Origin of the sequence: Thermomonospora umbrina, assembly GCF_003386555.1 — a bacterium.
GTDB lineage: Bacteria > Actinomycetota > Actinomycetes > Streptosporangiales > Streptosporangiaceae > Thermomonospora > Thermomonospora umbrina.
Genome location: NZ_QTTT01000001.1, coordinates 4,667,168 through 4,682,023, shown reverse-complemented (window position 1 = coordinate 4,682,023; position 14,856 = coordinate 4,667,168). Strand labels below are relative to the sequence as shown.

Here is a 14,856-nt window from a genome sequence, read left to right as displayed (position 1 = left end):
TCAGGGGCATCCGGCGCGCGGAAGGTCTCCGGGACCCGCAGGGAGTGCAATCTTATTCTGACGGGGAAAGACTCGACCATCGGGGGTCACGTTTCGAGAGAATTCCTGCACATGCGGCGTAGGAACTCCGCCATGGGATGCACCCACGAGGTCCACTCTCCTCAGAATGACTCCGTCAGCGTCGTAGACCGCATAGTTGCTCACAGCACCATTTTGCGTCCTATACAAGATTCCATTCGCGGGCCCTCCGTCATCCAGCTCACCGCCCACGGGAAAACGACCCTTCCAATGTGTCGCATTGCTGAGGTCGATCCCGGTTTCGTCAGCGTTGTGAACGAGGACCGGAGTCTCGCCCGCAAGGACATGGTACGTGTGGATGCCGGCGATGGTGAGGTTGTGGACCCGCTGATCGGCGCTGGTGCGGATGCGGGTGGCCTCGACGCGCACCGTGAATCCGGAGTCAGTGCGCAGGCGCATGCCGGGGCGGAGGTCCTCGGCGTCCGTCCACCGGCCGAGGGCGCCGGCGACCCAGAAGGGGTGCTCGGCCGTGGCGGTGATCGGGCCGGCGGTGTCACCGTACGGCGCATCGGCGACGACGGTGATCTCCACGAGCTCCTTGCGGCCGTCGCCGGTGATGGTGCCCACGACCTTCCGGGGCACGGTCTCGCCGGTCTCCGGGTCGGTGGCCAGGACCATGTCACCCACGGCGATGTCCTCGATGGGCTTGTGGGTGCCGTCGGCCATCAGGACCTGCGTGCCGGGAATGAAGCTGTTGAAGCCACGGCAACCCCTTCGGCCGAAGCGCGACCTGATGCCCTTTGCCGCTCTAACCCCGATCCGGGGTGCCTTGGTCCCCACACTTCCCGGTAGAGGAATCCCAAGAAGGCCACCGAGCTTGCGTGCTTCCTTAAAAACTGGACTATCGCGATCAGCGCCAGGAATTTTGATATCGAGATAATCCGGAATCACTGGTTCGACCGGAGTGAATCCGCCGGCTCCCCCGGGACGAGCCGTGGATCCGTCCACCATGGCTGCGGCGCTGTTTCTCATGTCCGCCTGCCACTTGAAGCCACCCGCAATTTCCGACTCGATGGCTCCCTCGATCGCCCCAAGAGCGAGGTCCCTCAGCTCTTCAAGGCGCAGGTCCGGCGCATCCGTGCAGCCCCACGGCTTCAGGAAACAGGGATACGGGAGACCGACCGCCGTGTAGCTGATCGGGTTGGCTGCGGCGTCGTTGTAGCCGTAGCGGCCCGAACCTCCTCCGCCTCCGCCGCCTCCGCCTCCTCCGCCGCCGGTGCTGTCGCTCGCGCTGTCGTCCTCGCTGCCCCCACCGGGTTCGGAGCCCATGCAGGACTTGCCGGGGCACAGTCCCGTGGGGTCGCTGAAGGTGACGGGGTTGTTGTTGGCGTAGTTGTAGCCGTTGATCTGTTGGGCGTTGCCGAAGTCGGCGATGGGGTCGACGGTGGTGAAGCGGCCGGTGTTGGGGTCGTAGTCGCGTACGCCGAGGCGGGTCAGGGTGAGGTTGCGGTTGGCGCTGGCGGTCTGGTCGATGATCCCGCCGAGGAACGAGCGGTTCGTGGTCGTCGAGGGCCAGGCACCCGTCGGGGCCGCGCGTTCTTCTCCGAAGGGGCTGAACCAGCGGCGGGCCAGCGTGTGGTTGCCGGCGTCGATGGCCAGGGTGGGGGTCCCTTGGTGGTCGGTGACCAAGAACTTGACGCCACCGCTGGTCCGTTGCGCGATCGTCTGCCCGTTATGGGTGTAGTAGCGGGTGGCCTTGGTGTTCGTGCCCGCTGCATCGGTCCGCAGTTCCGTGCCCGGCAGGTAGAGCGTGGCGCCCCCGTCGGAATCACGACTGAGCAGGCGGCCGCCGCCAGAGTCATAGATATAGCTGGTGTCCTTGACCGAGGAGCCGGTGGTCTCCTTGACGGTGCTGAGCCGCCCCTCGGAGTTGTAGTCCAAATCTTGCGTGGTGTTCCCGCCCACGCGTCGTTTTGCGTTGCCGGCCGCGTCGTAGGTGGTGGTGAACGTCTGCGGGTTCTGGCCGGTGCCGTCGTCGGGGTGCTGGTAGTAGCGGGCGAGCTGGTGGCCCTTGTACTGGGCGGGGTCGACGCCGGAGTCACCGGCGTAGCTGTAGCCGCGGTCCCAACGCCAGGAACCCCCGGCCGCACCAGCCCCCCAGTGCTGCTCCTTGGTCCGGTTGCCGTCCTGCGTGTAGGAGTAGTGCTTCCGATATGGGGCGGGGCCTCCGATGCCGGCGGTGGTCGGGTCTGCCGCGCACGTCGCCTCCCCGCCAGAGGGAACGGTCTGCGTCCAGGCGTCGGTCAGACGACGCTGATGGTCGTACCGGAAACACTGGTTGTCCTTGATCGGCACCGCCGGATCCGCCGCCGACGGAATCGTGTCCGCGATCTGCGTGATGTTCCCGGCGTCGTCATAGCGGTAACGGGTGTCCCGGTCCCCATACCCGGGCTGATTGACCCGAACGGCGTAGGAGCGCGTGAGCCGCTTGGTGGTCTTGTCGAAATCGTAGAACAACTGGGTCTTCTTGCCACCGGTCGTCAGATCGTACGTCCAGGGCTCACCCGTGGGCTGATACGTCGACGCAGAGACATAGCCCTCCAGCGGGCTGACCAGATTGCTGCCGATCGTGGTCGGCCGCTTGATGGCGTCATAACCGAACGACAGGACCTCGGCCGGCAGCCCGCCGGCACCCTGAGTACCCACCGCGGGCATGCCCATGGACTGAACGGTGCCGTCGCTGTTGTAACCGGTGTTGAACTCATACGATCCGCCCAACCCCGTCTCCGCAGTCGGAATGGAGACGGTCGTACGCCTCGGCCGGTACAGGGAGTCGTACTCGTTGACCGTGGAGACATAGGGCTGAACGGTCCCGTTGCGCGCCTTTGCGTAACGCGTGGACGACGTGAGATACCCAAGAGCGATCGTGTCGTACGTCGATTCCGTCAACTTCGCACCCGCACCGTCCTTGGTGCGGATCTTGCGCCCCAGCCAGTCGTACTCGGAGATGACCTTGTGTCCACGGGCGTCGGTGGTCATTGTGAGTTGGTTGAGGTCGTCGTACTGGTATTGCGTGCTGCCGCTGTCGGGGTCGCTCTGGCTGTCCTTCCGACCACGCACGTCGTAATGGAAGCCCCAGGTCTTACCGCCGGGGCCGATGATCGAGTTGATCTGGCCGGTCATCGCGTGGCCGTAGCGGGTGAGCACGTAGGCGTTGCTGTTGGGATCGGCGGGTTGTCCCTCCCCCGAAGGTGTCGCGGCGTTGTATTGACGCAGCTCGGTGGTCCGACCGCTCGCATCGGAGTACGTGGTCGTCGGCGTTCCGCCCTGGGGTGGCGTCACACTGACCCAGTTCGGCCCATAGGTCGTCGTCGTGCGCCACTTCTCGGTGGTGTCACCCGCGCCATCGACGAGAGCCTCGACAACGCCACGGCCCAACCCGTCGTACTCGTACCGAATTTGCGACTCCACCGTCCCGGGTTCGACGACACCCCACAGATCGGCGGTCGGCGGGCCCGACTCGTAATAAGGCAGATACGTCAACTTGGGCTTGCCCAGGTCGTTGTACACGGTGTCGCCGACCAGCTTGTTACCGCCGGGTCCGGGCACCTGAGTCTGCCGTTCGCGCAGCAACCCGTCGTAAAGGGTGTAACTCCACGGCATCTGCCCACCATTGACCGTCAGCCCCCGGGATCCCACGGCGACGATCTGTCCCTCGGTCACGTGGTACTTGTACTCGAGGGTGGGCAGTGCGCCACGGGCCCGGTTACGGTCGGGAAGCCACACATGGGTCAAACGTCCGAGCCCGTCGTACGCCTGCTCGGTCCTCTTGAGGTTGGCGTCCAGCTCGACGAGGGCCACACCACGAGCGGGGTCCAGGGTCGTGGTCCTGGTCTGAGCCGTCTGTGGCACGGTCGGGTTCGCGGGCGGGCTCGTGGTCTTGATCTGCGTCGTCAGACCGGTGCCAGCGGTGCTCGGCTGCTGTGTGAAGACGGTCGTCGCAATGCGCTCGACAGGGTTTGCCGGGGCCGAGTTGTCCACCACCGTCTGGGAGGTGACCCGACCATAAACATCGTAGCCACCGGTCTTCGTCGCGGTGACGTATTCGATCTTGCTCGCCGTGGTCGCCATGGACACCTTCTCGGTCCGGGCCACCCGACCGCGCACCGGGTCGCCGCCCAGCGGCGATTCGGTGCCGTCGTCCCTGAGGTAGTACGTACGTGCGGCCTCGATCAGGTGCTTGGTGTAATCGGCCCTTCCCGCGTCCACATCCCCGCAAGTCAAGGCGATGGTTCGAACGGATGCGAGAAAGCCGAACATTCCGGATGTGTTTTCGGAATAAGTCGTGTCGGTGCATCGGTTATCGTCGGGATCGGACAGGTCACCTTCGTCGTTGACCCGCTTACCCAAACCCGTGGCGTTGTCGTAGGCATAGGTCACCCGCGTGGGTCGCCAGTCGGCTCCGCCCTTGTTGGTGAAGGTTCGGGTGGAGGCGATGTTGACGAAGTTGGCGGTGATCGTTCGGCCGCCACGGGTCCGTGACGCCGTCTGGTGCAGCCAGGGGTCGTTGAGCGTCTTGGTGTGCCAGGCGCCGCCCGCGTCGACGAAGGTCACCGTCTTCCACTCAAAGCCGGCGAGGGCGTCATGGTCGGCGTGCATGCCCTCATAGCCGTCGGCGATCAGCACCGACCTGGTGCCACCGGAGGCGTCGCGGTCACCGTCCATACCGCGCAGGAAATGATGATCGGTCTGCGACTTCGGTGGTTCGCCCACTCCCCCGCTGAACACCTTGACGTGGCCGAAGCCGCGCCATTGGGACCAGGTCTTGTACTTGTCCTTGGTCAAGGACGTGTCGTCCCAGTGCCAGGCGCCGCCGCCCACGTATTCGTAGTTCGTCTCCGTTGGGTCCGAACCACCGGTGCGATCGACCACGGTGACCTTGTCGACCGTATACTTGTGGAACCAGTCGGTCGTGACGCCCGACCCGTTGTCATAGCGAACGGGGAAACACAGCTTCGTGTTCGTCGCCGGAGTCGGCAGTGCGGACCTGACGCAGTTGTGGGTGTAGTTCACCGACGTCTGAGACCCGTACTCATCATTGATGAGAGCCAACCGATACTTCACGAAAGGGCCGAGGTCGTCGTCCGGGGCGTCGACGCGGTTGGGACTGTCGTCATAGCCGAAACCGATCGCCGGCAAGGTCACATCGCCGCCGGAACCGTGCCCCGTGTGTTGAATGTACTTCAGCAGAAGAGAACGATCGGTGTCCGCGTTGCCCCAACCGTGCGTCAACTTCCACGAGTCCACCGTCCGCCAGTCACTGCCGTCCGGCTTGATCACCTTGGTGGCGATTCCCGTCAGGCGAAGGCGCGACCAGAACGTCGGCGACAGGGTGCCGTGGTTGTCCTCGCATCGCTGCCCGGCGTTGCAGTTGAGGTCCCAGGGCACGTCCTGCCAGGCGGCGCGGTGCGCGTCGATCTGGGCGGGGTCGCAGTTGAAGTTGGCGTTGGGAATGCAGCGCTCAGAGGTCGAGAAGTCCACTACCGCCGGGGCCTTCACCGGCCACAGGTTGCCCTGACGCAGACCATACTCGATTTTGTCGAGAGTCCCGCCTCGGGTGTAAGGGGTCTCGTCCTCGGCCTTGAGGTTGGTACCGTAGTGGTTGGTCTCGGTCTTGTAGTAGTAGGTGATCGCGTTACCGTCCGGATCCACGACATGGTCGAGGTTCCAGCGCCATGCCTGCGGACACGAGGAATCCTTGAACGCCGCCTGGTGGCACGGCTCGCCGGAGTCGTCACCGAACACCGGAGCCGACCACGTCGAGTTCGTCACCGGATCGCCCGGAGACCAGCCCTCCAATCGATGCTTACCGAAGTAGTACCGTGTCCCGTCGGCCTTGGTGATCTTCCAGTACTCGTCGTCGTCGTCGCCGTTGTTCGTGTTGTCGCCATTACCCGTCAACCGCTCGACACGAATACCGTCATCGTCCTTGATCCGGTAACGGCCGTTGCCGACCGGAATGAGCTCGCCGCCCTCGCCCTGCCACGACAGGACGGCATTGTCGTCACCCCAGCACTGGTCGCCGGGATGGTTTCCCCATTCGTCCTCGCCCGCGTCGTCGTCCTTACACGACTTATAGCTGCGTTGAATGAAGCCCGGCGACAACTCGAACCCATCGCCCACCCACGACGACTGGCCGTTGGTATTGCTCGTACGGCCGTCGATCGATCCCGAGCCGTAGGAAATCGACAACTGAGGCAGGAGCCCACCGGGAACGGGCGGCACCTTCAGCGGATAACTCCAGCTGAAGTCACCGGACTGCGCGTTGGTCTCCCACTTCGCCGAGGGCGACAGCGAAGTGGCCTTGTAGTCGCCGTTCGCGCCGGACTCGGCCGCGACCGCCGCGAGCACCGTCGTGCCGGCCGTCGCGGCGGTCTCGGGTGACGCAACCGTCACATCCGCGACCAGGAGGTGATGTTCGGTGTCGTTCACCACGGGGACCGGAGTGGCCTTCCGGCATTCGTCCCGTTCGGGAGTGGTGAGGGAACAGGACGGCAACTGAACCAGCCGTAGGCGAGAGCCGTAGCCACCGCCGTACAGGTTCTGGAAAGCCGAGTAGTCGAGCCGGACGCCGGCCCTCACCGGGCCTGGTGAGCGCTGAGCGGTGACGTCGTCGGTCGGCGTCGGCTGTGCGACCGTGAACACGGGGCCGCTCAGTCGGGCCTTGCTCGCCGCCGCCTTGTCCAGCATCGCGACCCGAAGCCGTTGCGCCGGCGGCAGCTTCTCGTCACGGGCCGACGCCCGTCCCCGCAGTCGAGGATGCGCGCCGGGGGCGGTCACGGAGACGGGCAGAGAGCCCGCACGCCGGGGGGACGCGGACGCTCCCTCGGGCACCGTGACCTCTGCGGTCCCCGGCGTGGGCCAAGCGGTGTCCTTCAGCGGGGCGTCGGTGAAGGCTTCGGGAGTCGACTTGCGGGGCTTGGCCGATAGCTTCTTGCCCTCGACGGGCTTGACGTCGTGGACCTTAGGTCGGGGTGGTGCCTTCGGCTTGGCCTCGACCGTGACCGGCGACAGCACTCCGGCCACCACGGGCGCCACGACCACGGCGGCGAGCCAGCGCACGGTGCGCGCTGACATGATCTTCGAGCGGCGCTCGGCCATGCTCACTCTTCTCCCTCAGCCCTGCCCGGCGCAGGCGTCTCCGCGTCCCCCGTCATCCGGGGGGCACGATCCGGTGAACCGTCAAGCGAACCCGCTCAAGAGCGCGAGCACGATGTCAGGGTGCGTTCTCCCTGGTCAGACCCGACTGACCGGCGGCGAGCTCGATGATCTGGCCGTCCTTCAAGTCACCTTGATAGACCCACACGTCATCGACCGTCCCCCGCAGGAACTCCGACGCCACGCCGCCCTGGACCATCGCGCCGATCCCGAAAGCACCATTGGCACGGAAAATGCTGACGTCGTCCCGGGTCGACTCCAACTGTGCCGACAGCAGGCCGTTCACATAAAGACTCAGCGTCCGCCGCGGCGCCTCGTACACCAGTGCCACGTGATCCGGCGCGTTCTCTTCGTTGCAGACCCGACACGACTCGTGCTGCACGGTCCTGCGAACGACGCCCGCCGCGTCACTGTCGGGGACGTCGATCTCCCACGCCCCGTTCCCGCCCGACGCCTGGCGGTTGAAACGCACCGTGAACGCATTGGTGTTCGTCCCCGCCTGAGAGAACAACGTCTCCCGCCCGGTCGGGAATGACGACAACATCACATGACCCGCGACCGAGAAGCTCTGGTCACTGCGGATGATCGGGCCGGTCGTCACCGCGTGGTCGTCACCGACCACCTGCGTCTCCGACGGATCACCCAGAACCAGACAACCGCCGTCGATCACCTTCTCCCCACAACGCGCGGCCGTCGCCGTCGTGGCCCGATTCTTGAGCACCAGCCCGATCCCGGTGTCATCGAGGGTGCTGCCGTTGGCGTTCGCGTCCAGCTTCCAACGGGCCGCCACCGTGCCGTAGAACAGACGCTGCGCCTCCGCCAGGGTCACCGCCTTCCTCTGCACGCGGACGTCGTCGATGGTTCCCGGGAAGAAGTCGACCGGGGATCCCTCCGTCTTTCCCCGCCCAACGGTGAGGGGGCCATCGCCGCCGTTCCAGGCCGGTACGGTCCCCGAGGTGCCCTCGTGCACACCGTTGACGTACAGCTTGTACTGCTTGCTGGCGGCATCGTAGACACCGACCAGGTGGGTCCATTTCCCTATCTGGGGGGGTTGCGCTGAAAGCGCCTGCGCGACCTCTCCACGATTCGTCAGGGCCCATCGGTCCTTGCCGTGGTTGTACGTCAGGTAGAACGAGCTGTTGACCTCCCCGTCCTGGCCGACGGCCGTCGAGTACCAGGTCTTCTTGTCCAGCTTGACCCAGGCCGCGACGGTAAAACTCTGGGTGGGGTCGACGACGCGCTGAGACGTTTCGGCGTACCCGCGCGTGGCGGAGTCCGAGTCGACGTTCACGGTGAGTCCGGTGCCGATCTTGGCCGGCGTCTTCCAGGTGTAGTCGGTCCCCTTGAGCTGGAGGTTGTGCAGGCCGGTGTCCATCTCGTTGACCGCGCTGGAGCCCCCCTGCTCGTCCAGGCGCCAATAGCCTTCGTAGGGGGTCGTGTGGTTGACACGGAATTCATAAATGGCCTGGGCGCTGGTCCTGTTGGCCTGGTCCTTCGCCTCGACCTTCAGCATTTTCTCGCCCGAGCTGTCCGGGGTGATCGAGTAGCCGAGAAGGTTTCCGTTGGCGTCCGCGGGAACCTCACGGGGAGACGTCCACCCACTGAGGTGGATGCGGTAGCTCGTCGGCTTGTCCGCGGCGGCGGTGCTGCCCGCCCTGATGTCGAACTTCCCGGCGACCCCCGCGGCCCCGTACCAGCCGAGGTTCGGCGGCTTCTGCGGATACCGACCATCCGCCGAGGTCACCTTCGGCGCGGGCGGCCGAGCGGTGTCGATGATGAAGTGGCACGCGTGCCTGACTCCGCCCGGCGAGTCGAGGTCGGAGGCGTTGCTCCACAGGCTCGCCGATTGCCATTCGTTCGTGTCCTGCCCGGTATCCTGATTCTTCTTGAAATCCCAACCTCTGGCCCGCCACGAGACCAGCTTGTTCTCCGGAATGAAGATGTGATGCGTGGAACTCGACATGGCGAACGTGTAGGTCGTCGGATTGTCCACATCGTCGGACTCGTTGCGGACGTCGGATGTGATGTTGGTGACCTGGTCCCGCCAGCCGGTGCCGTCGTCCCAGGCCAGAACGGCCTCGCCCTGCAGCTTCTCGCCCACGTTCGGGTCGGTGATCTCGGCTTGGAGCTTGGCGGGGTAGCCCGTCACGATGAGCGGGTCGTTCGCCGGCTGGCAGATCCCGTTGACGCTGGTGCCGTTGCTCATCCTCATCCCGCCCAGGCCGGGCTGCGTCGGCCGAACGTTGATGACCAGCCGGAGGGCCGCCTTGTTGCTGAACCGCTTCCAGCCGGTGACGCTGCCCTCGTCGGCCGCCTTGAGACCGAACGTCAGGGTCGGACTGTCGACGGTGTTCAGGCTCTCGACGTATTCCCGCAGCTCCGTGGAACGGAACTCCACCGTGTGGTCATTGCATCCGATGCCCTCGTTGCCGTGGGCCACGCTCTTGTACGCCAGTTTCTGCTGCCAGAAGCCGGCGAAGTTGGTGCCCGCCTGCTGTCCCCACGTGGTCGCCCCGCTGGGCTGCTTGGTCCGCCATACCTGCATCTCAGACGCGGTGCAGTTGTAGGCCCAGACCTCGTTCACCTCGAACTCGGCCGCGATGACGGCCTGGTCCTTCCAGCCCGCCGGCTTGAAGGTGTAGAAGAGCCGCTTGGTGACGGTCCCGTCGCCGCCGCAGTTGCTCATGTGCGGATCGCCGTTCTTGCAGATGCCCATGCCCTCGTCCGCCCACGAGGTGTCGGTGGCGTAGTCGGTGTTGACCATGACCGCGGCCGTGGACAGCGGGGTCCGCCAAGCCGGGTCGATGACCACGGGAAAGGTCACCGAGCGATCCGTGAGCAACGTCCGGTCGGGCACCAGGTTCAGCGTCTTTCCGGTGACGGTCGCCGCCAGGGGGCGCACCTTCGACGCGGGGCCGGGCGCCTTCTCCAGCTCCTTGCGCACCCGCTCGGTGGGCTTGACGCGGGCGACCGAACCCTCCGTCGGCTCCGTCAACGTCGCGTCCCACATCTGCGGCTGGGGCGCCTCGAACATCACGCCGCCCGAGCCCGGGTCCTTGACCTTCAACCCGCCACGCCCATCCGAACCGACGGCCAGACCGCCGCCCATCTGAAGCTGCAGACGAGCGAGGCGCGGGTCGGCCGCCGCCTGGGCGTTCCGCACCACGAAACTGTGACTGAACCCGTCCTCCAGCGCCCTGACCTGCAGATCCACGCCCTTGAACGGCACATCGACATACGTCGCCGAATCCGCTTCGAGCCGCGGCTCAGGAAGGTCGCCCGGGATCCCCAGGGAGAACTCCCGGCCCGCCCGGATCATGCGCACGAACGGACCCTTGCCCCCACCGGAGAACCGCAGACCCACCGTCGTGGCCACGGGCGCCACCGAACCGTCATCGGCACGCCGCAGATCCGTGTCGACGTCCACCCAGCCACCCGAGCGCCACGTCCGCGCCGGTGCCGTCGTCAGATTCTGCTCCAGAAGACCATCCGGCCTCGCGACCACCTCACGGCGTTCCCCGGTCAATTGCCACACCGGAGTCGGTTTCCCCGACTTCTCCGCCTTCTCCATCGCCGCCTCAACGGCGACGCGCATCGGGTCCACCGGAGGCCGGGAATCGGTCACTTCGGCGGCAGCCGTTGGAGGCTGGACGACGACAGGTTGGACCAGGCCCAAACCCAAACCCGTGACCGCCGCCGTCAAAAAGGCAACAGTGCGTCGCACGTTCACTACGACCTCATCGCATCAGGCATACGACCCAAAGTCGTAGCAGAACCGACATCCGGGATGATCTTCCGGAATGTTCATAACGGACTGCTAACCGTTAGATTACAAACCTGTCACGTCACTGTCGGATCGATCACATCCTGCGGAAATCCGCGTCGACGAAACACAAAGTTCACCCTCGGTCTTCATCGAGCACACATTCGCGACCAAGGCGCTTGACACGCACCGCAACGAACCCTTACTCAACGCTCCGGTCACGACGCGAAGGGAAAGAATGAACCCTTCGTTCGGATCAATCCACCGAGCGGACCGTTTCCAACAATTCGGTCAGGCCGTTCGCGTCCAAAAGGTCCGCCGGGCGGACGGTGCGGTTGGCGGAGACGTAGTGGAACGCCGCGCTGACCTTCTCCAGCGGGACGTCCATGAGCTGGGACCACGCCAACCGGTAGGCCGCGAGTTGGACCGCGTTGTGGCGGGCCTCCTCAACGGACGGAGGCCGGCCGGTCTTCCAGTCGACGATCTCGTAGCCGCCGTCGGCGGTGCGGAAGACGGCGTCCATGCGGCCTCGGACGACGCGGTCGCCGACGATGGTCTCGAAGGCGACCTCGATGTCGTGGGGTTCGCGGGAGGCCCATTCGGACGCCTCGAAGCGTTCCCGCAGGCGGGGCAGGTCGGAGTCGTCGGCGGCGCCCTCGTCGGCGGCGCCGGGCAGGTCGTCGGGGCCCAGCAGGCGCTGCTGGCCCCAGCGGGACTCCAGCCAGCGGTGGAACGCGGTACCGCGCCGGGCGAACGGGGCGGGCGGGCGCGGCATGGGGCGGCGGATCGAGCGGGCCAGGGCGGCCGGGTCGCGGGACAGCGACACCAGGGTGGACACGGTGAGCTGGGCCGGCAACTCGACGAGGTGGCCGTCGCCGCCGCGGCCACGGTCGCGTTCGGCGAGGAGGAGTTCGACGTCGCGGGCCCAGGCGGACATGCGGCCCCGGTCGGCGTCCGTCAACCCCGCGTCGCCGGCCCAACGGGTGATGCGGCCGACCATGGCGTCGTTGACCATGCGGGCGCCCTCCACGATGGCCTCGTGGCGTCGGCCCTCGGGGGTGGCGGGCCACTCGGCGGCGGTGTCCTCCGCCAGCAGCGGGTTCGCGGCGGATTCCTCGGGCGGTTCCGTCCACACCGCGACGGAGCCCGCGCCGGCCATGCACGCCTCGCGGATCTCCTCCAGGAACGGCGACGGGCCGAGGGAACGGCTGGACGTGCCCCACCAGTAGCCGGTGGCGATGAGCAGATGGGAGGCGCGGGTCACGGCCACATAGGCCAGGCGGCGTTCCTCCCGGAAGTCGCGTTCGGCGCACGCCTCGTCGAAGGCGGCGAGATCCTCCTTGGCCAGCCCCCTCAACACCGGCAGGTCGGCGCGGTCGCCGCGCAGCGGGAACGGCAGCAGCCGGGGGTTGACCGTCCAGCGCGTGGGGTTCTGCGGCGGGGACGGGAAGACGGAGCCCTTGGCGGGGCCGCCGCTCTTCAGCGGCGTGAAGGACAGGCCGGGAACGATCACGACCGGCCATTCGAGGCCCTTGGCGGCGTGCATGGTGAGGAGCTTGACGCTGTCGCTCTCGCCGACCCGGCCCGCCTCCAACCCGAACTCCTCCGTCTCGGCGGCCTTGAGGTACGCGAGGAACGCGCCCAGCGTGGGGTCCTCGGCGTCCCCCGCGAAGGTCGCGGCGGCGTCGACGAACGCGTCCAGGTCGGCGCGGGCCGTCACGGGGTCCAGGCCCGAACGGGCGGCGACCTCGATGTCCAGGCCGAGGACCCGTTCCACCTCGGTGACCAGGTCGGGCAGCGGCAGTCCCACCTGCCCGCGCAACCCCCGCAACTCGGCGGCGAGCCGGCGCAGCCGGGTCAACCCCTCGGGCGAGTACGCGTCGGGCGCGCCCAGGTCGTCGAGCGCGTCGACGAGGCTCCCCGTCTCCTGGTTCAGCTCAGTGACGACCTGCCGCAACGGGTCCTCCCCACCCGAACCTCCGGCGTCCGCCCCCACCGGCGCGTCCCCGGGCACCGCAACGCCGCGGGCAGGCGCGGCCCCCGCGCGCCGCTCCGAAGCGTCCGCCAGTGGCGCGCCCGAAGGAGGAACGACGTCACGAGCGGGCACCGCCGCGCCCCCCACCGACGCATCCCCCGTGGACGCACCCGAAGGAGCGGCGACGTCACGGGCGGGCCCCGTCGCCGCGTCCCGCATCGATGCGTCCGCCGGGGCCGTGTCCGAGGGAGGAACGACGTCGCGAGCGGGCACCGCCGCGCCCCCCACCGACGCGTCCTCCGGAGGGGGGACGACGTCGCGGGAGGTTTCGCGGGCGAGGTCGCGGGCGCGGCGGCCGAGGGCGACGAGGTCGTGGGGGCCGATTCGCCAGCGGGGGCCGGTCAGCAGGCGGGCCAGCGACGCCCCGGCGGTCGGGTCGTGCATGACGCGCAGCGTGGCGACGACGTCCTGCACTTCCGGGACGGTGAGGAGACCGCCCAGGCCCACCACCTCGACGGGGATGCCCCGTTCCTCCAGGGAACGGCGGATCAGCGGGAACTGGGAGCGCTTGCGGGCCAGCACCGCGATGTCGGAGCACTTCAGCGGCCCCTCGTCCCATGGCCTGCCGTCGGGCGCGATGTCGGGCTCGGACGCCAGGAGGCGCTTGACGCGCTTCGCGATCCGTTCCGCCTCGTCCTCCACGGTGAGGAACAGCGCGCACTCGACCCGGCCGCGCTCACGTCGGCTGTCGCCCGAGTACAGGCGCGGGACGACCTTCGCCTCCTCCCGCAGGTCGCGCTGGACGCGGGCGGCGGCGTCCAGGATCCGTTCGCCGTTGCGCCAGCTCACCGAGAGCTGAACGATCGGCGCGGGCGCGGGCCCCATCGGGAAGTCGTGGGAGAAGCGCAGCAGGTTGCCCGCGCTGGCCCCGCGCCAGCCGTAGATGGACTGGCAGGGGTCGCCCACGGCGGTCACCGGATGCCCGCCGCCGAACAGCGACTTCAGCAGGACGAGCTGCGCATGGCTGGTGTCCTGGTACTCGTCGAGGAGCACGACCGAGTAGCGGGAACGCTCGATCATCCCGACCTCGGGGTGCTTGTACGCGATGCGGGCGGCCAGCGACATCTGGTCGCCGTAGTCGATGACCTCGCGCCGGGCCTTGGCGGCGGCGTACGCCTCGACCAGCGGCAGCAACTGCTCACGAACGGCGTGCCTGGCCAGGATGTCCTTCTGCGCCTTGAGCGGCTTGGGCAGGGACGCGTACCGCTCGTCCAGCCAGCGGCCCACCTCGCGAACGTGCTCGGGCGTGCGCAGGTGCTCGGCCAGGTCGCCGGCCAGCTCCATGACGGCCTTGACGACCGTGTCCGGCTGCCAGTCGATCCTGTCCATGGGGCCGGTGTGGTCGTCCACCACCCGGGACGCGATCTGCCAGGCCACGGCGGGGCTGACCAGCCGCATCGTGGGTTCGAGGGCCTCCCGCAGGGCGTGATCCCCGAACAGGCGGGCGGCGTACGAGTGGTACGTGGAGACGACCGGCTCCCCGTCGAACAGGGCCTCGCCGCCGAGCCGGGTCAGCTCGTCCTCGGGCAGCCGTTCGCGGAGTTGGTCGAGCCTGCGGCGGACGCGGGCGGCCAACTCTGCCGCCGCCTTGCGGGTGAACGTCAGGCCGAGGACCCGTTCGGGCCGTACGAACCCGTTCGCGACCAGCCACACGACGCGCGCCGCCATGGTCTCGCTCTTGCCGGACCCCGCCCCGGCCACCACCGCCATCGGGGCCAGCGGCGCCTGGATCACCTGCGCCTGCTCGGCGGTCGGCTCCGGGATCTCCAGCAGCCGCGCCAGCTCTCCCGGCGAGATCATCGGCGCGCTCCGCTCATCGGCT

General features: G+C 67.5%; 3 protein-coding genes. All 3 read right to left on the bottom strand.

The annotated features are described in order from the left end of the window. The 3 genes from DFJ69_RS20840 to DFJ69_RS20830 all read right to left on the bottom strand — a co-directional run bounded on the left by DFJ69_RS20840 (window position 1) and on the right by DFJ69_RS20830 (window position 14,834). On the bottom strand, window positions 1–7,179 hold the full coding sequence (locus tag DFJ69_RS20840) for a polymorphic toxin-type HINT domain-containing protein (RefSeq protein WP_116024158.1): 7,179 nt from the start codon (window positions 7,177–7,179) through the stop codon (window positions 1–3). A gap of 115 nt (window positions 7,180–7,294) precedes the next feature. Further along, window positions 7,295–10,966 carry a LamG domain-containing protein gene (locus DFJ69_RS20835; protein ID WP_147312380.1) on the bottom strand — a complete coding sequence of 1,224 codons (3,672 nt, stop codon included), beginning with the start codon at window positions 10,964–10,966 and terminating at the stop codon, window positions 7,295–7,297. Window positions 10,967–11,255: 289 nt separating this feature from the next. Then, window positions 11,256–14,834 (bottom strand): ATP-dependent helicase, encoded by a 3,579-nt coding sequence (locus DFJ69_RS20830; RefSeq protein WP_116024156.1) that lies wholly within the window; start codon window positions 14,832–14,834, stop codon window positions 11,256–11,258. Between the last annotated feature and the right edge of the window lie 22 nt (window positions 14,835–14,856).

Excerpts from the sequence above, each read along its gene's own strand:
- DFJ69_RS20840 (WP_116024158.1), bottom strand. The coding sequence starts at position 7,179 with ATGGCCGAGCGCCGCTCGAAGATCATGTCAGCGCGCACCGTGCGCTGG.
- DFJ69_RS20830 (WP_116024156.1), bottom strand. The coding sequence starts at position 14,834 with ATGATCTCGCCGGGAGAGCTGGCGCGGCTGCTGGAGATCCCGGAGCCG.